The following is a 24,571-nucleotide window of genomic DNA, read 5'->3' as shown; positions in this document are numbered from 1 at the left end:
ATATGCTCAAGATTTTTAAAGTTACTGCCATTTTAGAAGGAATATCATACTTAGTATTGTTTGCTAATATGCTTATTATAAAAACCAATAATCCTGAACTTTATCATACATTATTGCGTCCGTTAGGAATGACACATGGTGTTTTGTTTATCGGATATATTGTTCTTGCTTTTTTATTGAAAAAATCAATGAACTGGGATTTAAAGACTTTCGGAATCATTTTAATTGCTTCTCTTGTTCCGTTTGGAACTTTTTATATCGAAAAAAAATACTTAGAAAATAATGCATAAGCTTTTGGATAAAATATTTAATTTTTTATATCCGATTTTCAGAGATTGGGGAATGAGCCGCAATGTGGCGTCATACACTAGTCTTATTTTTAATATCGCCATTTTGGTGATATTGGCTTATGTTATTTATTATGTTGCCAAATTTGTTTTAGTTACTCTAACCGCCATTTTTGCTCAACGTACTAAAACTAAATTTGACGATTATTTAATTCAGAACAAAACAACAAGATATACCGCTTATTTAATTCCGTTTTTCTTTATTTATAAAGCGGTTCCCGTAATTTTAGACAAATATGAATATTGGGAATCTATTTTTGGGAAAATTGTTGGTGTTTATATTGTATTACTGGGTTTATGGATTGTTCGAACAATCTTTAATTCCCTTCGAGATTATTTAAAACAGAAACCTGAATACAGCGATAAACCTATCGATAGTTTCGTTCAGGTTATCATGATTGTGCTCTGGATTTTTGGTGTTGCTCTTATCATTTCGACTTTATTCGGAATCAAAAAAGGTGAATTGCTTACGATTTTAGGAACACTTTCGGCAATTATTATATTGATTTTCAGAGATACAATTCTTGGATTTGTTTCAAGTGTTCAGGTTGCGATTAACGATATGGTTCGTATTGGGGACTGGATTACAATGGATAAATTTGGTGCTGACGGAGATGTTATTGAAATTAATTTGACGACAGTAAAAGTTCGAAATTTTGATAATACGATTACAACGATTCCAACGTACGCTTTAAGTTCAGATTCTTTTCAAAACTGGCGCGGTATGCAGAAATCTGCCGGACGCCGAATTAAAAGACATGTTTTGATCAAAAGCAGTACAATTCGGTTTTTGAATGATGAAGATTTGGCACAAATGAAAAAAGTACAGCTGATTTCATCTTATATCGAGACAAGACAAGCCGAAATTGAAAAATACAACGATCTTAGAGGAGTTGATAAAACACTTGCTCTTAACGGTCGAAATATGACCAATTTAGGTTTGTTTAGAAAATATATTATGCAGTATCTCGTAACGCATCCGGGATTGAATAAGGATATGCATATTATGTGCCGTCAGTTGCAATCTACTGCTCATGGAGTTCCGTTAGAAATTTATGCTTTTTCAAGCGATAAACGTTGGGCGAATTACGAATATATCATGTCTGATATTTTTGATCACGTTATGGCTTCTGTTGAGTATTTTGACCTTGAAATATTTGAACTTCCTTCTAAGATTGGAAGTTTGGAATAAAGTTTTATTTTGTTTCAAGTTTCAGGTTTCAAGTTAAAATGCTTAGAAGATTTAGATTAAAGTAAACCCGACAGTTTAAAAAAAACTGTCGGGTTTGTTATATATATATATATATATAAAACTGAAAACTGAAAACTGAAACCTGAAACCTGAAACTTGAAACTTGAAACTTGAAACAAAAACAAACTATTTCTTAATCTCTTCAAAAACAAACTTCGGGTCGTTATAATTGAGTGTTCCCTGAATAAAACACGGAAGACTCATATAAGTTCCGATTACTCCATTTCCTGAGATTAGTTTGTCATCTTTTTTGAGAAATGCCAAAGGAATTCTCTTCCAGCTTCCGCCATTTGAAATATAATGAAAATCACCTCTCAAAGTATCACCTTTAATATCTCCCCTAACATCACCCGAATCTTTTCCAATTTGATGATACAGAATTTCATATCGTCCAAAAAAACGTTTTTCGTTGATGTTGATGACTAAAATTGCAGTATCTTTTTGATGTACGGCGCGGTAAACGACTTCTTTATAATCAGTTTTATTATCTTTTGAGTTACAAGAAATAATAAAAATCATAATTAAAAACAGAAAAAGTAACGTGTTTTTGTTCATAATAAATTTTTAAAACCAGAGAAGTGACAAAAGTACATTTAAAAGCTAAAACTTAAATTTTGTTAAATAACTTATCTGTCAATTTAATTTTTGTATTGTAATTTTTTCTAAATTTAAAGAAAAAACATGGCAGATAGAGATACTTTTTTAAGAGAATTCAGAGGCGAAACTTTAGGAACTGTAAGTGCTCAATCTTCTTCAGATGAGATCTTTCAAAACCAGACGATTAGACCTATTTTGAAACTTCAAAACGATTTGTTTGTTGCAGTTTTTATAAACTACATAAATAAAAACAAAGCCGATTTTTATTCCTATTCAGTCGAAAAGAAACTTCAGACGATAGAAAATTCAATTCAAAAAGATATTAAGTTCCGTAATTCCCTAAAAGGAATCGTTATGGCGCTTTTTACGCTTGAAGAATATGAAACTTATATTCAGAATTCTTCCAGTTTAAATAAACGCATGATGAATTTATTGATTGACCGATTAAAAAGTCAAGTGCAGTTGTTTGAAATGGAAACTAATAATTAATTCTTTTAAATGTCAATTAAAACTTTTTGGACCATCCTAATAAAAATACTAGGATTATGGATGTTATATCGGATTTTAACAATTTTGCCAGAATTGATTTCTAATCTTTATTTTATTTATGAAAATGGTGATTCTAAAGAATTGATTGTTTTGCTTTCAAGTATTCTGATTGCAATTTTATTTTTTAGTTTGATAATAAGAGTCTTTCTTTTTAAAACTGTGTGGATAATTGAGAAACTGAAACTTGACAAAGGTTTTGAAACTGAAACTATTGAAATACAATCAAATGAAAATAAAATAATTGCAATTGCTCTCATTGTAATTGGAGGATTTATTTTTATCGAAAATCTTCCAATTTTATTGAAAGAAATAGCTGTTTTCTTTCATGATAAAGCGCAATTTAAAGATTATCCAAAATCAGGATGGATCATTTTTTATCTTTGTAAAGCAGTTTTAGGATACTTATTGATGACCAATAGTTTTAGAGTTGCAAAATTTATAAAAAAGTAATTGAAGCAGAAATGTTTAGCCAATTCCGAAATAAATTCCCTTTAACCGATGAAAAATGGATTGAATATACAGGTTGTTTCAATCGTATTGAAGTTCCAGCTAAAACAGTTCTTATTGAAGAAGGAGAAATTTCGAAAAAGCTTTTTATAATTGAAAAAGGCTGTATCAGAGTTTGGTTTAACAATAACGGAAAAGATTTGACTTCGCAGTTTTTTTTCGAAAATCAAAGTGTGGCATCTATTGAAAGTTTCATGAAGCAATTTCCGAGTCCGGTTGTGGTTGAAACTATTGAGCCTTCGATTTTATGGTGGATCAGTAAAAAAGATGTCGATAAAATTTTAGAAGAAATTAAAGAAATTCCCGAATTAAGAGATCGATTAATCAATATGCTTTTTCAGAGAACATTTGATTATATGAAACACTTTTTTTCTTTTATAAAAGACTCCCCTACTCAACGTTATCTTGATTTAATTAAAGAAAAGCCTCAAATTGTTCAACGCGTTCCGCAACATTATATTGCTTCTTATCTTGGCGTAAGCACGGTTCATCTTAGCCGAATCAAAAGCAAATTAGTTCATAAAAAAGAGTAAAATCTTATTTGATAACAAATGTTATCGTCTGCGGAAAATCGAATTTTGAACTTTGTCTCATAAAATTAAATATTATGAAAGCAGCAGTAGTTTATACGAAAGGCGAAATGCCTAAATATGCAGAATTTGCAGAACCAATTGTTCAAAACGAAAACCAGACTTTAATTTCAGTAAAAGCCGTTGGTATTACAAATCTGGATAAAGGAAAAGCATCCGGAAAACATTATTCTTCAGATAACAATAAAGAAAATGGCTTTGTAATTGGAAGCGATTGCGTTGGTTTACTCGAAAACGGAACCAGAGTTTATGCCCGTGGAATTTCAGGCACAATGGCCGAAAAAGCAATAATCGATAAAAATATATTGGTAAAGTTGCCTGATGGAGTAAGTGATGCCGTTGCAGCTTCATTGCCAAATGCAGTAGCAGGTTCAGCTATGGCTTTGCGATTTCGTGCCAATATCAAAACTGGAGATACTGTTTTGATCAACGGAGCAACCGGATTTACAGGTCAAATAGCAATTCAGATTGCAAAACATTATGGAGCAAAAAGAATAATTGTTACCGGAAGAAATGAAAAAACGCTTCAAAACCTAAAAGAATTAGGCGCTGATGAAACAATTTCATTAAAACAAAACGATGATGCATTTTTTTCTCAATTAAATGAAATTCATCAAAATACACCAATTGATATTATTTTGGATTATCTGTGGGGACATCCTGCAGAGTTGATTCTTTCCGTTTTAAAAGGAAACGGATCATTTACTAATAAAACAAGATATGTAACAATTGGCGGAATGGCTGGTGATAGTATTCAATTGTCGTCAGGGATTTTAAGAAGCGTCGATCTTCAATTATCTGGTTCTGGCTTAGGAAGCTGGTCAAAAGATGAAGTGAAATTATTATTCTCAGAAATTCTTCCAGAAATGTTTCTTTTGGCAGCCCAAAATAAGTTGAAAGTTAATATAGAAACAGGAAGTATTGTTGATATTGAAGAAATGTGGGCAAAAGAAGTTTCAGACGGAAAACGACTGGTTGTTCTTATCTAACTTAATAATTTTATAAGAAAAAAAGGTTTGACAAAAATGATTGTCAAACCTTTTTTAATTCTTCTCTTAAGCTGTATAATGTTTTTCCTTAAGATCAATATTCATTTTGCCATTAATAGTTCAATAAATCCAAAAGCGTTTCTTCAAAACGATCTTTTGCTAAAAATTGATCTTCTAAAGCTTTAGTAAAAGGAATCGGCGAATCTAAACTTGCAACTCTTTTTACAGGACCATCTAAAAATTCAAAACAGTTTTCCATAATCAAGGAAGAAATATCGCTTGCAATTCCGCCAAACATAGTATCTTCTTGATAAATAATGGCTTTTCCTGTTTTTTTCACAGAAGCAAAAATCGCTTCAGTATCTAAAGGTTGCAATGTTCTTAAATCAATTAAATCAGCATCAATTTGTGGATTCTTTTCTAAAGTGTCTAAAGCCCAATGAACAGTTGCTCCGAAAGCAATAATGGTTACTGCGTTTCCTTCTTTTATTAAAGCCGCTTTTCCAAAAGGAATCGTGTAATAATCTGTCGGAACATCTTGATAGATACTTCTGTACAATTGTTTGTGCTCAAAAAACAAGACCGGATTTGGATCATTTATAGAAGTATTAAGCAGTCCTTTTGCATCATAAGGAAAAGCAGGATAAACTACTTTTAAACCTGGAGTTTTTGTAAACCAGGCTTCATTTGTTTGCGAATGAAAAGGTCCCGCCTGAGTTCCGCCGCCACAAGGCATACGAACCACAACGTCAGCATTTTCACCCCAGCGATAATGTGATTTTGCCAGTAAATTAACAATCGGATTAAAACCAGTTGAAACAAAATCGGCAAACTGCATTTCTACAATCGCTTTATAACCGTTGATTGATAATCCCATTCCAGTTGAAACAACAGCACTTTCACAAATTGGCGTATTTCGGATTCTTTCTCTTCCAAAAGCATCTACAAATCCTTCTGTAATTTTAAAAGCGCCACCATATTCAGCAATGTCTTGCCCCATAATGACTAAGTTTTTATTGCGCCACATCGATTGTTCCAAACTATTTCGAATAGCATCAATAAAACGGATATTTTTCACTTCTTCACCATGAGTATATTCTTCATATTCAAAATCTTTATAAACATCATCTAATTCTCCGCTGTAAGTCGGGACAATTTCAGGTTCAGCATTTGCAATAGCTAAATTTTGATCAATTTCTTGTTTGATTTCGTGGTGGAGTTGTTCGTCAAAATCAGGTGTAAGAATATCAATTTCGGTCAAATATTTTCTATAGTTCGTTACAGGATCTTTGGCTGCCCATTCGTCCATTAATTCTTGCGGAACATATTTAGTGCCACTCGCCTCTTCATGACCACGCATTCTAAAAGTTTTAAATTCCAATAAAACCGGACGCGGATTGATCTGCATTTCTTCTTTTAGCTGTGAAAGTTTGTTGTAAACTTCCAGAATATTGTTTCCATCAATAATATGGCTTTCCATTCCGTAGCCAATGCCTTTGTCTGCTAAATTTTCACATACATATTGTTCGTTTGTTGGTGTCGAAAGCCCGTAACCGTTGTTTTCAATGACGAACATTACAGGCAATTTCCAAACTGCTGCAATATTTAATGCTTCATGAAAATCGCCTTCGCTTGTGGCGCCTTCTCCCGTAAAAACGGCCGTGATTTTTTTATTATTCTGAAGTTTATTGGCTAATGCAATTCCATCTGCGATACCTAATTGCGGTCCGAGATGGGATATCATTCCGATAATCTTATATTCCTGCGTTCCAAAGTGAAAACTGCGATCTCTCCCTTTTGTAAAACCATTTGCTTTTCCTTGCCATTGCGAGAATAATCGGTGAAGTGGAATATTTCTTGTAGTGAAAACACCAAGATTTCTATGCATTGGCAATACATATTCAGATTCATCTAAAACAGCTGTAACACCTACGGCAATTGCTTCCTGCCCGATTCCGGAGAACCATTTTGACACTTTACCCTGACGAATCAGAATCAGCATTTTTTCTTCGATTAATCGAGGTTTAAGAATTTTTTTATATAAATCTAATAATTGAGCGTCAGTTAGGTTTTGTCTGTTAAAGATCATTGGGTTTATGTTTTTTTAGTGTTTCAAATATAAAAAATTATAACAATTTTATTTGTTTTTGTTATAAAATTTCAATTTTAATATAACTTTTAAAATTCAATTCTAAAATATTCTCTACCTTTGTTTCTGAAAGGTTTTTCGACACCTTTCATCTTTAAACAAAAAATGTAAAGTATGCAAAACATTCCTAGTGTAGACTTACGTGATTTCCTTTCGGACGACCCGAAACGTAAACAAAAATTTGTAAATGAAATCGGCAGTGCATTTGAAAACATTGGCTTCGTAGCCCTAAAAGGTCATTTCTTAGATGATCAATTGGTAGACGAGCTTTATAGCGAAATTAGAAAATTTTTCGCTTTGCCAATAGAAACTAAGCATAATTATGAAATTCCTGGTATTGGCGGACAAAGAGGTTATGTATCTTTTGGAAAAGAACATGCTAAAGGACGCAAAGAAGGAGATTTAAAAGAATTTTGGCATTTTGGTCAGTATGTTGACAAAGATTCAAGATGGGCTTCAGAATACCCAGACAATGTTGAAGTAAAAGAATTACCACGTTTTAATGAAGTTGGTAAAGATGCGTACCAAATGCTTGAAAAAACAGGTGTTTATGTGCTTAGAGCTTTAGCTTTGCATTTAGGTTTAGATGAGTTTTATTTTGACAATTATGCTAAAGAAGGAAACTCAATTTTAAGACCAATTCACTATCCTCCAATTACTTCTGAGCCAGAAAACGCTATTCGCGCGGCTGCTCATGGTGATATCAACCTTATTACACTTTTAATGGGTGCTCAAGGAAAAGGATTACAGGTTCAAAATCATGATGGAGAATGGATCGACGCCATCGCAGCTGATGATGAATTAGTAATTAACGTTGGAGATATGTTGTCAAGACATACAAACAATAAATTAAAATCAACAATTCACCAAGTGGTAAATCCACCAAGAGAATTATGGGGAACTTCTCGTTATTCAGTTCCGTTTTTCATGCATCCAGTAAGCGATATGCGTTTGGATTGTTTAGAAAACTGTATCGATGACGAAAATCCTAAAAAATATGAAGATATTTCTGCGGGAGAGTTTTTACACGAACGTTTAGTAGAATTGGGTTTAATTAAAAAATAAAACCTAAATCTCTCAGTTTTAAAATTCCAAATTCCAAAAAATACCTTATTTTGGAATTTGGAATTTCATTTTTACATAACTTTAAATATTCGAATTTAATATATTATGGATTTAAAAGATCAGTTGAAAAACTTATTTCCGGATCACATGGAATCAAATGAACCTGAAGAAATTCAGGCAGAAGAACATGTATTGTATGTTCAGAAAGAACCTATGATTTGTAAATTTGAAAAACGAAAAGGAAAAGCCACTACTATAATTGAAGGTTATGAAGGCTCTGATGAAGATTTTAAAATCTTAGCCAAAGAAATCAAAACAAAACTTAGCGTTGGCGGAACTTTTAAAGACGATTCAATCATTATTCAAGGTGATTATCGCGACAAAATCATGGCAATTTTAAAAGAAAAGGGATTTAAAACAAAACGTGTAGGCGGTTAAAAAAGTTTCAAGTTTAACGTTTCAAGTTATATGAGCCTGAAGCAAAAAAAAACTTAGAACCTTAGCTACTTAGAACCTTAGCACCTTATAAAAAAATGATACAAGCATCAGAATTAATACTTAACCCAGACGGAAGCGTTTATCACTTAAACCTTCGTCCTGAACATATTGCACACGACATTATTTTTGTTGGAGATCAAAACAGAGTTGAAAAAATTACTCAGTTTTTTGAAAAGATCGAATTTTCTACACAAAAAAGAGAATTTAAAACCCAAACCGGTATTTATAAAGGAAAACGTATTACGGTGATTTCTACTGGAATTGGCCCGGATAATATTGATATTGTACTAAATGAATTAGATGCATTGGTAAATATTGATTTGGAAACGCGTACAACAAAAGAAAATTTAACTTCTTTAAATATTATCAGAATTGGGACTTCGGGTTCTTTGCAGGAAGATATCCCTGTTGATAGTTTTGTGATGTCAAAATTCGGACTTGGACTTGATAATATGCTTCGCTCCTATTTGATTGATGATGTTTCAAATGCTGCTATTGAAGATGCTTTTATCATGCATACAAATTGGGATATCCGAAAAGGAAGACCTTATGCGATTGCATGTTCTGAAAAATTAGAAAAAATCATTGAATCAGAAAAAATCTTTAAAGGAATTACGGCTACAGCTGGCGGTTTTTATGGTCCGCAAGGACGCGTTTTGCGTTTGAATATTCAAGACGAAGAATTAAACAATAAAATGGATAATTTTGATTTTGATGGCACTAAAATCACTAATTTAGAGATGGAAACAGCGGCAATTTATGGGTTATCGGCACTGTTAGGACATAATGCATTATCTTTAAATGCCATTATTGCCAATCGTGCATCTGGAACTTTTAGCGAGGATCCTTATAAAGCTGTTGATGAACTTATTACATATACATTAAATAAATTAGCACAAACTAATGTTTAATTTTTTTATTGAACATTTGATTTATAAGCCGTTAAGAAAATTCACTTTAGGCATGGGAGGTTTGTTTAGGTGGAGTTTTTTTCAGCTGCTTAATATATCAATTGAAGAAAAATACCCTAAAAGTTTAGAGTATTATTGGGATCATGATAATGAAAGCCCTGATAAAAATGGATTGAATACCGCCCAGAAAAATTTATTTGCGGGTTTTTTACTTTTTATCTGTTTTATAATTTTGATTGATAAAGTAGAAGGTTGATATTTAATTAGTAGAATAATTTTTAAAACGTATAATTTATGTTTTTAAGAGTTGCACGACACACGGATGATTTAAAAAGAATCGAAGATTTTTATGTAAATGTTCTTGGTTTTGAACAATTGGGAGAGTTTCAGAATCATAATAATTACAATGGAATTTTCATTGGAAAATCAGGTTTAGACTGGCATTTTGAATTTACGCAGTCCAATAATAAAGCAAAACATACATTTGATGAAGACGACGTTATTGTACTGTATCCAAAATCAATTTTAGATTATAATAATCTGATAAACAAACTTGAACATCATAATATCTCAACTATAGCTGCAACAAATCCATTTTGGAATGAAAATGGAAAAATGATTCAGGATCCAGATGGTTATCGTATAGTTATATCACCATTGAAAGCTGAAATAAGCGAAATTGAATAGACAAATTAGACAATTAGTCAATTTGAAAATTAGAAAGCCACTTCCAAATCATTAAAGGATTGGGTAATTAAAAAATAATTTCAGATTAAATAATGACAGAAACACACAAAAAAATACTTTTTAAATATTACAGCGATTATTTAGAAGACAATGTTTCAGAAACCATGTGGGCTGAAATTATAGATTTAGAAAAAGGTCTTTTTAAATTGGATAATATTCCATTTTTTGGACCACTTATTGCGACAGATGATTTATTTTTTGCTGAATTTGACGAAAAGGAAAATCGATTTGTTTATAAAGAAACCATTGAAAATTCAGGAAATTCGATTGTTCAGGTTTTAATTTTAGAAAAAGGATTTGATAAAGAAATTATCCGAGAAAAATTAAAAGCAATCAATTGCCAATCAGAAGGTTTAAACGAAACTTTATTTGCAGTTGAAATTGTTCGGGATGTTGATTATTCATTAGTAAAAAGCATTTTGAACGAATATGAATCGGAAGAAATAATTGAATATGCTGAGCCATGTCTTTCTGACAAACATCGGGCAGATTTATTAAAAAACTAAACAAACAAAACTTAAGATACGCATACCAAACTTAACTTAAACTTAAAACTGTAATGAAAACCGTAAACATTGTGGGTGTTCCCGAACACTTCAATTTGCCATGGCATTTATGCATTGAAAATGGCGAATTTGAAGCAGAAAGCATTGATTTGCAATGGAAAGATATTCCTGAAGGAACGGGTAAAATGTGCCAGATGCTTCGTGATGGCGAAGCTGATATTGCCGTTATCCTTACTGAAGGAATTGTCAAAGATATTTTGGCAGGAAATCCAAGCAAAATTGTTCAGATTTATGTACAGTCTCCTTTAATTTGGGGAATTCATGTAGCAGCTAAATCAGATTTTCAAACTGTAAAAGATTTAGAAAACAAAAAAGTGGCAATTTCAAGAATTGGATCAGGTTCACAACTAATGGCGTATGTAAATGCTGCTGAGCAAGGTTGGGAACAAGATGAATTGAAATTTGAAATCATCAATACAATTGATGGCGCTGTTGAAGCTTTGACAAACGGCACTGCAGATTATTTTATGTGGGAACGTTTTATGACGAAACCTCTTGTCGACAAAGGTGTGTTCAGACGTGTGGGTGACTGCCCTACGCCATGGCCCTCTTTTGTAATTGCAGTTCGTGATGAATTTTTGAAAAAGAATTCGAAAGCAATGGAGAAAATTCTTGAAATAATCAATAAAACAACGCAGGATTTTGCTCAAATTCCACATATTGATAAAACATTATCCGAACTTTTTAATCAAAAAAAAGAAGACATTCGCGAGTGGCTGAAACTCACACAATGGTCTCAAAAACATTTAAACGAAAAAGCATTTACGAAAATTCAAAATCAATTATTCGATCTGGGAATTATCGATAAAAAAAGTACTTTTGTTGAAACCGTAAAAGCGCTTTAAAAAACTGCTTTGAATTTTTATGATGAAATTCCCTAAAATTGACTTTCCGCAATTAAAATCCAAATTACAGGTGAAATCACCTTATGACAGGATTATTATTATGCTGTTGAGTCTTTTGATCACCATTCCGATTTTCATCATTCTGCATCAAAATCTCCGCGATTTAAATTGGGCTTTCAATTTGGATCGCGTCTTTATTTTTCTATTTGTTTTTGCGGCTATCTTTTTATTGTTGATGTTGCTTCGAACGATAATAATTTTATGCGTTGCGGTTTATTTGCTGGTTTTATTTTATGGTTCTGTTATTGGAAATTATGGTTTCAGTGAAATTTCTGAAGACTATAATTCGATGATTTATACCATGTCTGATAATCCTTTTCCGCAAGATATTATTGTGGCAAAATTGCTTCCGTTTCCAAATAAATCAAAAATTATAAATGCGATTGAATATCAAAATCCGAAAGTTCGAAATTTTGCTATTATGGCCACAACAAAGCATTTTAAAGGAATTAAAGGATATTCAGATTATCGTACTACAATTCAATGTTTCGCCGTTTTTAAAGAAATCAACAGCCGATGGAATTATGTAAATGATCCAAAAGAAGGTGATTACATTGCAACTGCAAGCGAATCTTTAGAATATTTTTCTGGAGATTGTGATGATCATTCCATTTTAATGGCGGCTGCAATTCGTTCCATTGGCGGAACTCCGAGGCTTATTCATACCAAAGGCCATATTTATCCAGAAATTTTAATTGGTTCTTTAATTGATTTAGAAAAGGTCAATTTCCTGATAAAAAATGTACTTTTTGTCAAAGAAAGTTATGGCAAAAAAATACATTACCACATTGATGAACGCGGACAAGTCTGGATGAATTTAGATTATACCGCTACATATCCTGGCGGGCCATTTTTATATGAGGAAATTTTGGGAGAATTAACGCTTAACTAAATAATGAATTTCATTCTGCATTTCACATTTCACAAATCACATTTTTGATTTTGCATATAATTCTCTTCCAAGCGCAGCAAAAAAAGGGATTGAAACCGAATCGTATTCGTAAACACCATCATTAAAAATTCCATCTTTATTGACCAATATTGTCGCGGATAACATAAATTCAACTTTATTTTCAGTATCAATTATATAAGCTGTTTCTGTCATGGTTCCGTATGCTTGACCAATTTTATTGTATATTTTTATGTGATCAGGGATTTGATTTTTTGTATCACCAAACATGAAAAATTTACAATAGCTGTCATAATATTCTTTTGGGTTATAACCAGCATTTCGAGGTAAATTCTGCATCGAAAACAAAATAAACTCACGCTCTTTATCTGTTATTTTAAAACGTTCACTTTCATTAAAAGCTTCAGGAAATACAATTCTTTTTAATGTATTATGAAGCGTTTTTAACGGAAAATAATTTTTCTTAGAAAAATCAAAAGGTTCATTTACAAGTTGATCATCTTTAATGAATCCTGTTCCTTTAATGAGGTTATTAAGTTTTAATGGTGCACTTTTTTCGTTTAATTTTGAAGGAAAAACTTCAATAGATCCGTTATCTTTGTATAATGTAACCGATTTTACAAGAGGATTTGAAGGTTCAGAACCAGAAAGTCTGTGACTGATTCTGAAAGGCTCTAATCCTTTTTCTTTCATTTTTTGATTGATATAATCAAAACCTGTAAATTCAAATAAATTGCTGCTGGCCACATTATCGCTTACAGCAAAAACTTTAGTGATTTCATCAGCAAATTTTAGTTTCTCAGAATTTCCTTCTATAGTATAAATGTTATTTACAGACGTATTTTCTATAGTATTTAACTTTTCAAGTGCTAAAATTGCTATTGGAAATTTTATAGTACTTGCTGGATAATAATAGTTTGATGCATCTAAATTATACGTGTAGTCTTTGAATGTGATTTTTCCTTTGTCTCTTACAATTTGAGTGTAAATGATTTGCAGCTCGTATTGCTTTGAATTTTTTATTACCTCTTTTATTTTGTCATTATCAGTGGCTAATACTTTTTCCAAAACATTCTTTTTAGAACTGCAGCTAAAGAGCAACAGAATGGCAAAATATAAAATTGTTTTTTTTATTAACGACATAATTTAGATTAAAATGGAAACTCAAATATAAAAAATGGAAATTAGTTTTATGTGTTTAGAAAAAAAATGTATTACGTTTATCTTCAAATCATTAGAAAACGCAGCCTTTTGAGCTGTTTTTTTTACTTTTAATTCTATTAGATTGTAAATATTTGATTATAAATATTTTAACTATTGATTTTTTTTGTAACTTTTCCTGTCTAATTTTTTAATCACAGAATTATGAAAAAATCTAAATTATTTATCTTCGGAATTTTATTATCTGCAGTATTAATTCTTTCATGCAACAAAGCAAAAAGAAATGAATTAGTAAGTTCGTGGAAAGTTACGGGTGTTGAAGCAAACAAAAAACCACTTTCTGATTCATTGAAAAATGTGATTCTTACTAACGGCCAATTAACTTTTACTGAAGATGGTCATGTAACAGGATTTTTACTAAGAGAAATGACAGATGGTACTTATGCTTTAACGAAAAAAGGGAAAAGCCTTGTAATTAAAGATGAAACAGGTACTCCATGGCCTTGTGTGAGCACTATCACTGATGACAATCTAATTTTAGAGACTGATGAAGTAAAATTGACTCTTAAAAAGATTTGATCTCTTCACTCACAAATAAACAATAACCACATAAAAATCATTGAAAACTCCTAAATAATCTCAAGTTTTTAGGAGTTTTTTATTTTACAGAATTCAAAATGAGTTTCTTTTAACAAAATAAAAGTCAGTTATATGAAGACAAAAATTAGAATTTTAATAGTTTTTGCTTTTTTGAGCACAATAATTTATTCCGAAAAAACTTTTGCCTGCACAAGAATAGTTTATCAAGGTCCGAATGGCACTATTTTAACCGCTCGCTCAATGGACTGGAAAGGCGAAATTCCGGCTAATTTGTGGGTTTTCCCGAGAGGAATCGAAAGGTTTGGAGAAGCTGGTAATAACTCCGTTAAATGGAAATCAAAATACGGAAGTGTGGTTACAAGTTCCTGGGACATTGCTTCTTCTGACGGAATGAATGAAAAAGGTTTGGTTGGAAATTTGCTTTGGCTGGCTGAATCGGCTTATCCACAATTTGAAAAAAATAGCAAAACAAAAGGTTTGGCGGTTTCATTATGGCTGCAATATGTTCTGGATAATTTTTCTACAGTTTCTGATGCAGTAAGTGCTTTAGAAAAAAATGAATTTACAGTAACATCTTCGCATATTCCTGGAACCGATATTTTTGCAACAGTCCATTTGTCCATTTCAGATGCATCTGGTGATAATGCAATTTTTGAATACATAAACGGAAAACTCGTAATTCATCATGACAAATCATATGTGGCCATGACAAACTCTCCTATTTTTGATGAACAGTTGGCTATAAATGCGTACTGGAAAAGCATTCCGGGAACGATTATGCTCCCAGGAACCAACAGAGCCGCAGATCGATTTGTGAGAGCTCATTATTATATCGATGCTATTCCTAAAACTGATAATATAAGAACAGCACTTGCAAGCGTTTTTGGCGTGATTAGAAATTGTTCTGTACCTCTTGGAATTTCTTCTGCTACAGAACCCAATATATCGTCAACACGATGGAGAACTGTTGCTGATCAAAAAAATCTGGTTTATTATTTCGACAATGTTTTAAATCCAAATGTAGTTTGGGTTGCATTTAGTAAACTTGATTTTAGCGAAAAAGCTAAAGTGCGAAAACTTAGCTTGGCTAATAATGAAAATTATTCTGGAGAATCTTCAATGAATTTTCAGGCGATGGCTCCATTCAAATTTGCAGGTTTAGATTAAATGAAAACTTTAATTAAAAAGCAAAACCCTCAATAATTCTGAGGGTTTTGCTTTTTTAAATTATGATAAACCACGTGTCAGCCAACCTTTTTTATTTGCAGTAGCTATTGCATAAGGTGTAATCCAGAATAAACTAAAAGTATAAAATATGCTATAAGAATAAGCCCAAAAAGCATCAGCAAAACTGTATCTTTTAGCATAAAATAATACTGAAAATGTTGACACAATTAAAATGCTTAAAAGTGTTGAACTAAAAAACAATACCGGATGCACAGCTATAAAAAATAACATAAATAACAAGAATGGATATGCCATGATTATTTTTAAAGACTGATTTACGAACAAAAGTCTTGCGCCAAATTTAGATTCATTTCTAAAATCTTTAAAAACATATTGCGCCATCATGATATTCTCACGAACATTGCTTCTGCCCCATCTGATGAACATTTTGTACAAACCTTTATATTCTTCGGGAACGTTTGTCAATACGTAAGCATTTCTCTGGAATAAAACATGCAATCCTTGCTTTAAAATCATATTTGTCATAGCTCGGTCTTCACCAATATCTGATGGTTGCCCCATAAATGTTTGATTAATCCATTCTGGAAGACATTCAAATACGGCATCTCTTCTGTATGCTGCAGCTGCGCCTGGCGTGCATAAAACCGATCCTAACATACTTTCAGCTGAACGCATGAATTCAAAACTCATCACAAAACTAACGTTCAGCATTTTTGGCAATAGCGCTTTTTTATTGTTCAAAACATGTACATTTCCAGCTACTGCACCGCATTTTTCATCAACTACAAACGGACTTACCAAATTTCGTAAAGTATCCTTTTTTACAATTGAATCACTATCGACAGTAACAAAAATTTCTCCAGTGCCAAGTTCGAATCCGCGGTGTAGCGCGTGACGTTTTCCTTTATTTTCAGGCTGCTGATAAATAGATAATCGATTTCCAAGTTTGATTTTTGCCTGTTGCATCCAGTACCAGGTATCGTCTTTACTTCCATCGTCAATGGCAAGAATTTGAAGTTTTTGCTCTGGAAAATCGGTGTCTGCAAGGCTTAATAAGGTTTCCCAAACTAATTTTCCTTCATTGTAAGCAGGAACAATTACTGTACAAGTAGGCAATAAATCATCTGAAACAGATTCAATTGGCTTATATCTAAAATATAAATACAAATTGTACAAAAAAGAACCTGTCTGGAAAAAGAATAAAGCTGCTGCCAAAATTAAAAATGGAAATCCCCAGCTCGAATTTATTCTATCTAATTGAAATTGATCAAAATCGGATTGCAGATAATAAACTACAAAAGCGCCTCCTAGCATTAATAAAAAAGTACCGGAAAGTACTATGAAACCTAAAGTGCTTGATGTTTTTTCGGCTGTTTTTTGTTGGGATTTTGTACTTGAACTAAAAATTGATTTTTTTAATATTTGTTCTTTTGTGCTGAGATTTTTATCTGAAATATATAATGATTCAGAAATAATTGTTTCACTTTTCATTGGGCTATTTGCTTTTATCGTAAAATGGCTTTTAAATTGACCGTCTCTGCTTTTTCTTTTTCGTTAAACAATGAAAAATGAATTACACAAAAATGGACTATATCCCATTTTACAAGCGTTGTGCCATAAATAATAAAAACTGATAATTAGCGGTTTAGCAAATTTTAGCTAAAATCAAGATGTATAAAATTTATACAGTTGTAAAAAGTTTATACTTTATATTTTGAAAAAAATGCCCAGAAATAGGGCTGTCCGGAGATTTTAAAAACGGAATTTACTTGATATTATTGTTTTTGTCTTTTAGAATTTTTCCATCTTTTGTGAATTCTAAATCAATACCATTTGTCAAATCAACGTCCAGATCTTTGTGTCCATAATCGATGTGGGTAATTTTCTCATTTGGATAATTCTTCGAAACGTAATCTTTAATGTTTGCCGGAATAAAGTCTGTTGGAATCGGATTTTTTTCTCCATCAACTTCACGATACGAGCCATCTTTCCAGAACTCAACTTCGGTTCCGTCTTTTAAAATGACTTCATAGCCTTTTTCGCCGTGTTCTGCATCTTTTTTAGCAATATCTACGGCTGTATAGCTAAAATATTTTTGAAGAAATTCCTGTGCTGGTTTTGGTAATTCAGTAGTTTCGATTCTTTTTTGTGCATTGGCCGATATTACAAAACCGAATAATAATACGACAATTATATGATGTGTTTTCATAATTTAACGTTTTTAAATTTTCATAAATAGCTAATTTACAACAACTAAAATTGGGTTCAAATTAATTTAAGAAACCTTTAATTATTTAGGAAATGCTTTTTTTAGTACATTTAAGTTTTAAAAATCAAACTAAATATGGAAGATTCAAACAAGCAATCGGATAATATTGTTCCAAAAGTTACAGGAGTTGGTGGCATTTTCTTTTTTACCGAAAATCCAAAAGAAACACGAGAATGGTACGCTAAAAATTTAGGACTAGAAGTCAATGATTGGGGATCAACGTTTGAATCCAGAAATATAGACAATCCAGATCTAAAAGAAGCGCTTCAATGGAGTCCGTTTAAAAAAAATGATGATTATTTTTCTCCTTCAAAAAAAGAGTTTATGGTCAATTACCGTGTACAAAATATTGAAGGATTGATAAATAAACTAAAAGAAAACGGAGTGACAGTTTTGGATGATATTGCAACTTATGATTACGGCAGATTTGTTCATATTATGGATGCAGACGGCAATAAAATTGAACTTTGGGAACCGATTTAATGAAATAAAATACGGAACACAAAATTCCAGAATTATTTAATTCTGGAGTTTTGTGTTATTATTAAATAATCAATTAAGGAGTTTATTTAACAAACATGAGGCTAATTGTATTTAACAAAATAGATATTAAAACTGAAATTAATTTTTGATTACTATATTTGTATAGTAAATCTATCGGATTAAAGAAGAAAATAATGACCAACCAGATAAAGCAGGTTATCTCACTCTTAATTTTTATTGTTTCAGTTAATCAGATAATAGCCCAAGAAAAAGATAGTTTATCTCAGCAATTCTTGATGAATATTGAAATCAGACCTAGAGCTGAATATACGTCAAATTATATTCTTCCTCCTAACGATTCGATTGATCCTTACTTTTATATCACACAGAGAAATCGAATTTCGATGCAGTATGAAAGGAAAAAATGGTTTATCAAATCTGACTTGCAAGAAATTCATCTTTGGGATGAGCATAATAAAGCATCCAAAGTCGGAAGCATTAATTTTTATCAGTTGTTTTTTGAAACCAAACTTAAATCGATAAACTTTAGGTTAGGAAGACAGAATGTCTTACTGGATAATGGTAGATTATTTTCTGATGCTCCGTGGGCCCAGCAGGGAAGAGCACATGAAGGTATTCGTGTAATGAAATATTCAGAACATTTTTCGCATGATTTTTTCTTTTTATTTACTCGAAATTATAATAATAGTTTTGATGTTGCATATTCTCCAGTAGCATCCAATAAATACAAGTATATGCTGATTTATAATTTCAGTTATATCTCTAAAAAAGCGTTTTCTTTTAATTTGATTAATACGGTTGATTTTCTTGAAGATTCAAATTCTAATGCTATTTATGCCCGAGCTACAACAGGTGGAAGAATCGAATTTAAAAAGAAACAATGGTATTACACTTTAAATAGTTACTTGCAGTTTGGGCAAAGTTCAAAAGGGCAACATCTATTTGCCTACTATTTTCAACCCGAAGTAAAATTGTCACTTCCAAAATCAAATTGGCGTTTGGGTGCTGAAATTATAAGTGGAAGCAATCCGAGCTTGTCTGCAAACAATTCTGAAAATTTTGATGTTTTATATGGTGTAACTTGGAAATTTAATGGGAATATGAATGTTTTTACGCGTTTTCCAGCTGATGTTGGCGGAAAAGGTTTAGTCAATCCCTATTTATTTGCCACGTTTCCAATAAACCCAAAATTATCGCTTCGTTCTGATTTTCATCTTTTCTATACACAATATCCTTTGCTGAATAATTTAAATCAAGAAATGTCAAAATTTTTAGGTTTCGAAAATGACATTTCATTAAAATATCTTCCAATTAAACAAGTAGAGATTAACTGTGCCTTTTCATTTTATCAATCAACAAATTCAATGCAAAATCTTCCCAAGATTCAAGATGTAAATAAGCTCACATTATGGAGTTATGTTATGGTTTCTTATTCGTTTAATGCCTTAAAGCACAAAACAATCTTCGTTAAGTAAATTAAATTTATAAATTGTTTCAAAAAAGTTGCAACAGCTTTTTTATATTCGAATAAATAATTTGAGAGGAAATACCTTTACAATATGGAAAATGCAGCTGTAAACAAAAAATCGTATAATAAAATAGTTGATGAATGGGTGAAAATCAGGAATAATTCGGCTATAAATAAACCGATTAAAGATTTTTTAGAACAGATAGAACCCAACGGAACCATCCTAGATATTGGATGCGGAGCTGGGCTTCCGATAGCAAAATATTTTTCGGATAATAATCAGTCTGTAATTGGAATTGATTTCTCGGAGAATATGATTGAAATTGCAAAATCTCAGGAAATTCAAAATTCACAATTCTTTGTCTGCGATTTTTTCGACTTCAAATCAAATGAAAACTTCAACGGTATCATAGCTTGGGATTCACTTTTTCATTTTCCAAAGGAACGTCAAAAAGAGATTTATTCCAAAATTTATGATTTGCTATTACCAAACGGTTATTTTCTTTTTACTCATGGAAAAAAAGAAGACGAGCATACAGACAAAATGTTTGGAGAACCTTTCTATTACAGCTGTTTAACGAGAAAAGATGTTTTGATCTTAATGAAAGATTTAGGTTTTCGATTAGAATATGAAATCGAGAATTTCATCGAAGAAAATACGCAAAGAGACTGGGTTGTTTTGGTTCAGAAAAAATAATTTGTTTTCCAGCGTCAAATCAGTTTTATGAAAATCCCAATAATTCCGGCAATTAAAATGATATATGGTTCTTGTATTTTTTTCAAATAAATTAAAGCCAAAATAGTCAAAATGGCAATAATTGCTGTAGGTACATCGATAATACTTCGTGAAGAAATAACAACCACAGATCCAACCAAAGCGCCAATTACAACAGCAGTAATTCCTTCTACAAAAGCTTTTACCGATTTATTATCAGCAATTTTCTTGAAATACGGCGCCAATATAATTGTAAACAGATAACAAGGTAAAAAAGTGGCTAAAGCTGCTATTAAAGCACCCGAAAATCCGTTAACTAAATAACCGATAAAACCTACAGTTATTACAACTGGTCCCGGCGTAATCATTGCTACCGCAACTGAATCCAGAAACTGCTGTTCAGTTAGCCAATGGTTTTCTGTTACAACGCCAGAATGTAAAAAAGGAACAATTGCTAATCCGCTTCCAAAAACAAATGCGCCTGCTTTAGCAAAAAACACAGCTAATTTAACGAGTGTCGATTCTTCTGAATTCCACAGAGTAAATTGAAATAAAATCAAAGAATTTGTTGTTCTGAAATTCCACCATTTTGGAGGAGCTGTGAAAATCATATAAAAAAATCCAGCTAAAATAAATAGTAAAATTTGCTCCTTTTCGGTTACAAACGTTACGATTACGGCTGAAATAAAAAACAACCAAAGCAGCCATTTCGATTTAAAAGATTCGAGATTTAATTTTCCGATAGATTTCAAAGTCAACTTATAAGAACTGAGTGCAATAATGCCAACAACTGAAGCGCCAACGCCATAAAATACAGCTTGAATCCATGTTAGACCACCGTATAATTTATAAACAATTCCCAATAGCACAACCATTATAAATGAAGGTAAAATAAACGCAAAACCAGCTAATGTTGCTCCTAAAAAACTATAATGAACAAATCCTATGTAAATTCCTAATTGCGCTGCGAGCGGCCCCGGAGCAAGCTGCGCCAAAGCTAATCCTTGTTTGTATTCTTCTTCAGTAATCCATTTTCGGTCTTCTACCAAATCTTTGTGCATATATCCAACTAAAGCGACAGGACCGCCAAAACCTGTAGTTCCCAGTTTTAGAAAGTAAAGTGTTAATTGCAACAAACTGTATTTTGATGTTTTTTCCATAATTAAAAAGCAATTCCAAATTGAAAACCTATGGTGAAACTCGCAGGATGGTCATTCCCAAATCGAACCGGCAATGGCACGGCGGCATAATAGCTACAGCTCTTGTTTTTAATTATAGTTTTATTGAAAACGGGTGTGAAACCATATCTCCCACTTGTTTCAAAAGCAGCTCTTCCGGCAAAAGTGTAGCCTTTTCCTAATGCTACCAAAACTCCTGGATGAAATAATAAATTGGTTACTTTATCAGTTCCGTTATCATCTTTAATATTAGGAACAAATTCAAGCGAAAAACCAATTTTTTCACTTTTCCAAATATTAATTCCAGTTGGAAAACCTACTGCGTAATAATCTCTAAAATTTACAGTCGTTTCATCTTTACTAAATGTAACTATTGGATGCATTATCCCAAAATATCCTGTTATTTTTGGATATGTTGTTTGAGATGAAACACTGATACTGAATAGTAATATTGCAAAAAGAAAGATTGATTTTGAGTACATTGGTTTTGTTTTAGTTATAAAAACAAAATTAAAAACCATGTATAGCTTAAAATAGAATCTTATTTACCTTTTGTATCAGGATTACTTTTTGTACTTTTTTTTCGATAAGCCGATGGATTTTTGCCCGTATGTGCTTTGAAAATTCGGGTAAAATGACTTTGGTCTGAAAATCCAGTCATGTAGGCAATTTCGGTTAAGGAATGAGAGGAATTTGAAATAAGGTTGATTGCTTTTTCGATTCGGAGTTTTCGAACATATTCTCCAAAATTCAAATCTTCAAAATGTTTCGAAAATTCTCGCGATAAATAGGACGGATTTAAGTCTAATTCATTAGAAATTTTCTTTAAATCAAATGCAAATTGAGCATCAATCTGATCCTGAATTATTTCTTTTAAATCTTTGACCCAAGTTGGCGTTTTGACTGAAGATTTTTTGTCTTTCAGAAATTTATTGTAAACTTCATGAAGCAAATTTTCAAAAGGGCTATTCTGTAAATGATTTTGTTTGTATAGATGTGATGCCCAGCTGTACAAAGCATCGTAGAGAATCATTCCTGTTTCAAGCAATTTATAATCATCAGTAATATTATAAGAGAGTCCGGCTGAAATCGCCCAAAGTCCAGCTGATTCTTTTGCAATATCATGACGGTCTGTATCCGCTCCTCTTACAATACCAGCGATAATTGATATTGCGGGATCATCAATCTCATATTTTTTAATGATATAATCAAAAGTGCTTTGATCTTCATAATGTGTAAATTCAACATCTGGAATATCAAACGGAATTGCATTTAGCTCTTTTGCTTTTTCCAAAACGATATTAAACGGCACATAAATGAATTCAGCTTCAGCGTCAACAAATTTTCGAATTAGCCAAGGGCATGCAATTCGGTCTATTTTTGGACGTTCTCTGGTAATCCATTTCATTTGATAAATATTAAGAATTTCGGATGTTCAAATCTAATAAAATCATTTGGTTACATATTATGCAGATTCTTTTTTTTACGAATCAATCTGAAAAATACCCAGATGGAAATGTTGTAATTGAGTCAAGTACCTGGATAATTTATAGCGAGAAATAAAAAAAAAAAACTCCTTGAGAAATCAGGGAGTTTTTTGATGCTATTTTATTATCTAATAATTTTTATAAATGCGCTATAAACATCATCTTTAATTGAGGTTCGCATATACATCATGTTTTCATCTTGTTCCTTTAAATCGTATGAAATAAGGCCAGCATCACAATAATAAAGTAGTAAATTGTCATCAACTGGAAACTCGATATTTGAAATAGGCATAGTTGTTAACTTTTTGTCTAATACGATTTCTCCATTGTCTAAAAGTATTTGGAAAAGTTTTTTCTTTTGGGTATATCCCCATAAATTATCATTTTCCTGAGTAATATATTCGATATTATCGTCTTTAAAATCAGTTTTCCATAACTGAGTTCCTGTTTTTGAATCAACAGCATATACAGAAGTAACATTTGAACCTTGGGCTGCAAAATATATTTTTTTATCCTTGCTAAAGATTCGATTCTTGATATTATTCTGATTTTCATCAAATTTAAATTCCCATAAAATATCTGCTTTATTCGGACTTAAAGCAAAAAGTGTATTTTTTTCAGTTGCAACAAACACATTTTCTCCATCTGTAACAGGTTTTCCGGTTATAGCTTCATCAAAAGTTTTTTGATAAATGATTTTTCCTGTATTGGCATCAAAACAATAAAAAGTTGATCCGCTTTGAGTAAATACTTTATTATCAAAACTAAGAACCGGTGCATGATTTTGTAAAGCATCTAATTTATAGCTCCAGGCTAAACTTCCGTTTTTGATATCAAGAGCATAAATGCTGCTATTTTGGGTTTGAGTTGTAATATATAGTTTTCCATTATTTATAGTTGGAGCCTGGTCTTTCAAAACAACTTGATCTGTATAATTACCGATTCTTGATTTCCAAAAAAGAGTACCTGTCTGATTGTCAATTGCGAAAATTTCGCCATTAACAAACGGAACATATACAACGCCATCCTGCAGCGTTACAGCATTTGCACACATTTCACTATGAGAATCGGATGCTTTTACTGTCCAAACAATGGTTTCAGATTCTAAATCAAATGAAAAAAGAGTACCATCATAATCATAAAGCAAGATTGAAGCTTCATCTAATGGGACTTTTTTTAGTGGGCTTATCGCTTTGTTAGAGACAGCGTCAGTAAGTGTTGACGTATTAGTCTCGGCTGGTTTTGAATTGGTTGTCGTTTGTGCAAAAATATTTATAACACTAAATACAAAGAAAAGAGTTATTAGATTTTTTTTCATTTTAAGATTTGGTTTGATGATTTGATTTATTTGTTCAGCAATAAATTTGCCAAAAAAATAAATTTTCATGTCAAATATAATTAAAATGTTTTAGAGCTTAT

28 protein-coding genes are annotated in these 24,571 nt (G+C 31.8%); 19 read left to right on the top strand and 9 right to left on the bottom strand.

The features are described 5' to 3' along the window. Window positions 1–2: 2 nt before the first annotated feature. Both GQ47_RS00855 and GQ47_RS00850 read left to right on the top strand, forming a co-directional pair. Complete coding sequence (locus tag GQ47_RS00855) at window positions 3–290, top strand: DUF3817 domain-containing protein (RefSeq protein ID WP_035643781.1); 288 nt, start codon at window positions 3–5, stop codon at window positions 288–290. Continuing rightward, window positions 283–1,539 carry a mechanosensitive ion channel family protein gene (locus tag GQ47_RS00850; RefSeq protein ID WP_035643779.1) on the top strand — a complete coding sequence of 419 codons (1,257 nt, stop codon included), beginning with the start codon at window positions 283–285 and terminating at the stop codon, window positions 1,537–1,539. The genes GQ47_RS00855 and GQ47_RS00850 overlap by 8 nt, the downstream gene beginning before the upstream one ends. A gap of 186 nt (window positions 1,540–1,725) precedes the next feature. Here the strand turns inward: GQ47_RS00850 and GQ47_RS00845 are convergent, their stop codons facing one another. Further along, window positions 1,726–2,154, bottom strand: a complete 429-nt coding sequence (locus tag GQ47_RS00845) for a hypothetical protein (RefSeq protein WP_035643777.1) — start codon at window positions 2,152–2,154, stop codon at window positions 1,726–1,728. Between the two features lie 126 nt (window positions 2,155–2,280). On the opposite strand from GQ47_RS00845, the gene GQ47_RS00840 reads away from it, so the two are divergent. From GQ47_RS00840 to GQ47_RS00825, 4 genes are all read left to right on the top strand, one after another. Beyond that, window positions 2,281–2,685, top strand: coding sequence for a hypothetical protein (locus tag GQ47_RS00840; RefSeq protein ID WP_035643775.1), 405 nt, complete (start codon window positions 2,281–2,283; stop codon window positions 2,683–2,685). 9 nt (window positions 2,686–2,694) lie between these two features. Beyond that, a complete protein-coding gene (locus GQ47_RS00835) occupies window positions 2,695–3,195 on the top strand; it encodes a hypothetical protein (protein WP_152560972.1) in 501 nt (166 codons plus the stop codon). Between the two features lie 11 nt (window positions 3,196–3,206). Next, a complete protein-coding gene (locus GQ47_RS00830) occupies window positions 3,207–3,785 on the top strand; it encodes a Crp/Fnr family transcriptional regulator (protein ID WP_035643771.1) in 579 nt (192 codons plus the stop codon). 74 nt (window positions 3,786–3,859) lie between these two features. Next, window positions 3,860–4,831 (top strand): quinone oxidoreductase family protein, encoded by a 972-nt coding sequence (locus GQ47_RS00825; protein ID WP_035643769.1) that lies wholly within the window; start codon window positions 3,860–3,862, stop codon window positions 4,829–4,831. 112 nt (window positions 4,832–4,943) lie between these two features. On the opposite strand, the gene GQ47_RS00820 is transcribed toward GQ47_RS00825, so the two are convergent. Then, window positions 4,944–6,920, bottom strand: coding sequence for an alpha-ketoacid dehydrogenase subunit alpha/beta (locus GQ47_RS00820; protein WP_035643767.1), 1,977 nt, complete (start codon window positions 6,918–6,920; stop codon window positions 4,944–4,946). A gap of 174 nt (window positions 6,921–7,094) precedes the next feature. On the opposite strand from GQ47_RS00820, the gene GQ47_RS00815 reads away from it, so the two are divergent. From GQ47_RS00815 to GQ47_RS00780, 8 genes are all read left to right on the top strand, one after another. Further along, window positions 7,095–8,045 (top strand): isopenicillin N synthase family dioxygenase, encoded by a 951-nt coding sequence (locus GQ47_RS00815; protein WP_035643766.1) that lies wholly within the window; start codon window positions 7,095–7,097, stop codon window positions 8,043–8,045. Between the two features lie 105 nt (window positions 8,046–8,150). Beyond that, entirely contained in the window at window positions 8,151–8,483 is a 333-nt protein-coding gene (locus GQ47_RS00810) for a translation initiation factor (RefSeq protein WP_035643764.1), read from the top strand. A gap of 95 nt (window positions 8,484–8,578) precedes the next feature. After that, window positions 8,579–9,454 carry a nucleoside phosphorylase gene (locus tag GQ47_RS00805; RefSeq protein WP_035643762.1) on the top strand — a complete coding sequence of 292 codons (876 nt, stop codon included), beginning with the start codon at window positions 8,579–8,581 and terminating at the stop codon, window positions 9,452–9,454. Beyond that, window positions 9,447–9,710 (top strand): hypothetical protein, encoded by a 264-nt coding sequence (locus GQ47_RS00800; protein WP_035643760.1) that lies wholly within the window; start codon window positions 9,447–9,449, stop codon window positions 9,708–9,710. The genes GQ47_RS00805 and GQ47_RS00800 overlap by 8 nt, the downstream gene beginning before the upstream one ends. Before the next feature lie 38 nt (window positions 9,711–9,748). After that, window positions 9,749–10,141 carry a VOC family protein gene (locus GQ47_RS00795; RefSeq protein WP_035643758.1) on the top strand — a complete coding sequence of 131 codons (393 nt, stop codon included), beginning with the start codon at window positions 9,749–9,751 and terminating at the stop codon, window positions 10,139–10,141. 92 nt (window positions 10,142–10,233) lie between these two features. After that, window positions 10,234–10,707 carry a DUF4265 domain-containing protein gene (locus GQ47_RS00790; protein WP_035643756.1) on the top strand — a complete coding sequence of 158 codons (474 nt, stop codon included), beginning with the start codon at window positions 10,234–10,236 and terminating at the stop codon, window positions 10,705–10,707. Window positions 10,708–10,760: 53 nt separating this feature from the next. After that, window positions 10,761–11,612 carry a substrate-binding domain-containing protein gene (locus tag GQ47_RS00785; RefSeq protein ID WP_035643754.1) on the top strand — a complete coding sequence of 284 codons (852 nt, stop codon included), beginning with the start codon at window positions 10,761–10,763 and terminating at the stop codon, window positions 11,610–11,612. Between the two features lie 19 nt (window positions 11,613–11,631). Then, the gene (locus GQ47_RS00780) at window positions 11,632–12,564 is read left to right on the top strand and encodes a transglutaminase-like domain-containing protein (protein ID WP_035643752.1); all 933 of its coding nucleotides are present in this window, start codon (window positions 11,632–11,634) and stop codon (window positions 12,562–12,564) included. A gap of 36 nt (window positions 12,565–12,600) precedes the next feature. Here the strand turns inward: GQ47_RS00780 and GQ47_RS00775 are convergent, their stop codons facing one another. Beyond that, complete coding sequence (locus GQ47_RS00775; protein WP_238567928.1) at window positions 12,601–13,650, bottom strand: serine hydrolase; 1,050 nt, start codon at window positions 13,648–13,650, stop codon at window positions 12,601–12,603. A gap of 297 nt (window positions 13,651–13,947) precedes the next feature. Here GQ47_RS00775 and GQ47_RS00770 point away from each other — a divergent pair, with 297 nt between their 5' ends. Together GQ47_RS00770 and GQ47_RS00765 are read left to right on the top strand one after the other, a co-directional pair. Beyond that, entirely contained in the window at window positions 13,948–14,322 is a 375-nt protein-coding gene (locus GQ47_RS00770; protein WP_035643749.1) for a hypothetical protein, read from the top strand. 132 nt (window positions 14,323–14,454) lie between these two features. Continuing rightward, window positions 14,455–15,510 carry a linear amide C-N hydrolase gene (locus GQ47_RS00765; RefSeq protein ID WP_081909295.1) on the top strand — a complete coding sequence of 352 codons (1,056 nt, stop codon included), beginning with the start codon at window positions 14,455–14,457 and terminating at the stop codon, window positions 15,508–15,510. A gap of 60 nt (window positions 15,511–15,570) precedes the next feature. Here GQ47_RS00765 and GQ47_RS00760 read toward each other — a convergent pair whose 3' ends face one another. Together GQ47_RS00760 and GQ47_RS00755 are read right to left on the bottom strand one after the other, a co-directional pair. Beyond that, window positions 15,571–17,022: a glycosyltransferase family 2 protein gene (locus GQ47_RS00760; protein ID WP_035643747.1), complete on the bottom strand. Its 1,452-nt coding sequence runs from the start codon at window positions 17,020–17,022 to the stop codon at window positions 15,571–15,573. Window positions 17,023–17,296: 274 nt separating this feature from the next. Next, window positions 17,297–17,740: a PepSY-like domain-containing protein gene (locus GQ47_RS00755; protein WP_035643745.1), complete on the bottom strand. Its 444-nt coding sequence runs from the start codon at window positions 17,738–17,740 to the stop codon at window positions 17,297–17,299. 135 nt (window positions 17,741–17,875) lie between these two features. Between GQ47_RS00755 and GQ47_RS00750 the strand changes: the two genes are divergently transcribed. From GQ47_RS00750 to GQ47_RS00740, 3 genes are all read left to right on the top strand, one after another. Further along, entirely contained in the window at window positions 17,876–18,283 is a 408-nt protein-coding gene (locus GQ47_RS00750; protein ID WP_035643743.1) for a VOC family protein, read from the top strand. A gap of 194 nt (window positions 18,284–18,477) precedes the next feature. Next, on the top strand, window positions 18,478–19,779 hold the full coding sequence (locus tag GQ47_RS00745) for an alginate export family protein (protein WP_051951264.1): 1,302 nt from the start codon (window positions 18,478–18,480) through the stop codon (window positions 19,777–19,779). 84 nt (window positions 19,780–19,863) lie between these two features. Beyond that, a complete protein-coding gene (locus GQ47_RS00740; protein ID WP_035643740.1) occupies window positions 19,864–20,469 on the top strand; it encodes a class I SAM-dependent DNA methyltransferase in 606 nt (201 codons plus the stop codon). Between the two features lie 14 nt (window positions 20,470–20,483). On the opposite strand, the gene GQ47_RS00735 is transcribed toward GQ47_RS00740, so the two are convergent. The 4 genes from GQ47_RS00735 to GQ47_RS00720 form a co-directional block, all read right to left on the bottom strand. After that, complete coding sequence (locus GQ47_RS00735) at window positions 20,484–21,647, bottom strand: chromate transporter (protein ID WP_035643737.1); 1,164 nt, start codon at window positions 21,645–21,647, stop codon at window positions 20,484–20,486. Between the two features lie 2 nt (window positions 21,648–21,649). Then, on the bottom strand, window positions 21,650–22,147 hold the full coding sequence (locus GQ47_RS00730) for a hypothetical protein (protein WP_035645022.1): 498 nt from the start codon (window positions 22,145–22,147) through the stop codon (window positions 21,650–21,652). A gap of 59 nt (window positions 22,148–22,206) precedes the next feature. Then, window positions 22,207–23,073 (bottom strand): chromate resistance protein ChrB domain-containing protein, encoded by an 867-nt coding sequence (locus GQ47_RS00725; RefSeq protein ID WP_035643734.1) that lies wholly within the window; start codon window positions 23,071–23,073, stop codon window positions 22,207–22,209. Window positions 23,074–23,276: 203 nt separating this feature from the next. Then, window positions 23,277–24,470, bottom strand: coding sequence for an outer membrane protein assembly factor BamB family protein (locus tag GQ47_RS00720; protein WP_035645020.1), 1,194 nt, complete (start codon window positions 24,468–24,470; stop codon window positions 23,277–23,279). Between the last annotated feature and the right edge of the window lie 101 nt (window positions 24,471–24,571).

Origin of the sequence: Flavobacterium sp. ASV13, assembly GCF_000745775.1 — a bacterium.
Classification (GTDB): Bacteria; Bacteroidota; Bacteroidia; order Flavobacteriales; family Flavobacteriaceae; genus Flavobacterium.
The sequence above is the reverse complement of the archived record's forward strand: the minus strand, read 5'-3'. Positions and strand labels throughout refer to the sequence as shown.

Excerpts from the sequence above, each read along its gene's own strand:
- GQ47_RS00855 (WP_035643781.1), top strand. The coding sequence starts at position 3 with ATGCTCAAGATTTTTAAAGTTACTGCCATTTTAGAAGGAATATCATAC.
- GQ47_RS00850 (WP_035643779.1), top strand. The coding sequence starts at position 283 with ATGCATAAGCTTTTGGATAAAATATTTAATTTTTTATATCCGATTTTC.
- GQ47_RS00845 (WP_035643777.1), bottom strand. The coding sequence starts at position 2,154 with ATGAACAAAAACACGTTACTTTTTCTGTTTTTAATTATGATTTTTATT.
- GQ47_RS00840 (WP_035643775.1), top strand. The coding sequence starts at position 2,281 with ATGGCAGATAGAGATACTTTTTTAAGAGAATTCAGAGGCGAAACTTTA.
- GQ47_RS00835 (WP_152560972.1), top strand. The coding sequence starts at position 2,695 with ATGTCAATTAAAACTTTTTGGACCATCCTAATAAAAATACTAGGATTA.
- GQ47_RS00830 (WP_035643771.1), top strand. The coding sequence starts at position 3,207 with ATGTTTAGCCAATTCCGAAATAAATTCCCTTTAACCGATGAAAAATGG.
- GQ47_RS00825 (WP_035643769.1), top strand. The coding sequence starts at position 3,860 with ATGAAAGCAGCAGTAGTTTATACGAAAGGCGAAATGCCTAAATATGCA.
- GQ47_RS00820 (WP_035643767.1), bottom strand. The coding sequence starts at position 6,920 with ATGATCTTTAACAGACAAAACCTAACTGACGCTCAATTATTAGATTTA.
- GQ47_RS00815 (WP_035643766.1), top strand. The coding sequence starts at position 7,095 with ATGCAAAACATTCCTAGTGTAGACTTACGTGATTTCCTTTCGGACGAC.
- GQ47_RS00810 (WP_035643764.1), top strand. The coding sequence starts at position 8,151 with ATGGATTTAAAAGATCAGTTGAAAAACTTATTTCCGGATCACATGGAA.
- GQ47_RS00805 (WP_035643762.1), top strand. The coding sequence starts at position 8,579 with ATGATACAAGCATCAGAATTAATACTTAACCCAGACGGAAGCGTTTAT.
- GQ47_RS00800 (WP_035643760.1), top strand. The coding sequence starts at position 9,447 with ATGTTTAATTTTTTTATTGAACATTTGATTTATAAGCCGTTAAGAAAA.
- GQ47_RS00795 (WP_035643758.1), top strand. The coding sequence starts at position 9,749 with ATGTTTTTAAGAGTTGCACGACACACGGATGATTTAAAAAGAATCGAA.
- GQ47_RS00790 (WP_035643756.1), top strand. The coding sequence starts at position 10,234 with ATGACAGAAACACACAAAAAAATACTTTTTAAATATTACAGCGATTAT.
- GQ47_RS00785 (WP_035643754.1), top strand. The coding sequence starts at position 10,761 with ATGAAAACCGTAAACATTGTGGGTGTTCCCGAACACTTCAATTTGCCA.
- GQ47_RS00780 (WP_035643752.1), top strand. The coding sequence starts at position 11,632 with ATGATGAAATTCCCTAAAATTGACTTTCCGCAATTAAAATCCAAATTA.
- GQ47_RS00770 (WP_035643749.1), top strand. The coding sequence starts at position 13,948 with ATGAAAAAATCTAAATTATTTATCTTCGGAATTTTATTATCTGCAGTA.
- GQ47_RS00765 (WP_081909295.1), top strand. The coding sequence starts at position 14,455 with ATGAAGACAAAAATTAGAATTTTAATAGTTTTTGCTTTTTTGAGCACA.
- GQ47_RS00760 (WP_035643747.1), bottom strand. The coding sequence starts at position 17,022 with ATGAAAAGTGAAACAATTATTTCTGAATCATTATATATTTCAGATAAA.
- GQ47_RS00755 (WP_035643745.1), bottom strand. The coding sequence starts at position 17,740 with ATGAAAACACATCATATAATTGTCGTATTATTATTCGGTTTTGTAATA.
- GQ47_RS00750 (WP_035643743.1), top strand. The coding sequence starts at position 17,876 with ATGGAAGATTCAAACAAGCAATCGGATAATATTGTTCCAAAAGTTACA.
- GQ47_RS00745 (WP_051951264.1), top strand. The coding sequence starts at position 18,478 with ATGACCAACCAGATAAAGCAGGTTATCTCACTCTTAATTTTTATTGTT.
- GQ47_RS00740 (WP_035643740.1), top strand. The coding sequence starts at position 19,864 with ATGGAAAATGCAGCTGTAAACAAAAAATCGTATAATAAAATAGTTGAT.
- GQ47_RS00735 (WP_035643737.1), bottom strand. The coding sequence starts at position 21,647 with ATGGAAAAAACATCAAAATACAGTTTGTTGCAATTAACACTTTACTTT.
- GQ47_RS00730 (WP_035645022.1), bottom strand. The coding sequence starts at position 22,147 with ATGTACTCAAAATCAATCTTTCTTTTTGCAATATTACTATTCAGTATC.
- GQ47_RS00725 (WP_035643734.1), bottom strand. The coding sequence starts at position 23,073 with ATGAAATGGATTACCAGAGAACGTCCAAAAATAGACCGAATTGCATGC.
- GQ47_RS00720 (WP_035645020.1), bottom strand. The coding sequence starts at position 24,470 with ATGAAAAAAAATCTAATAACTCTTTTCTTTGTATTTAGTGTTATAAAT.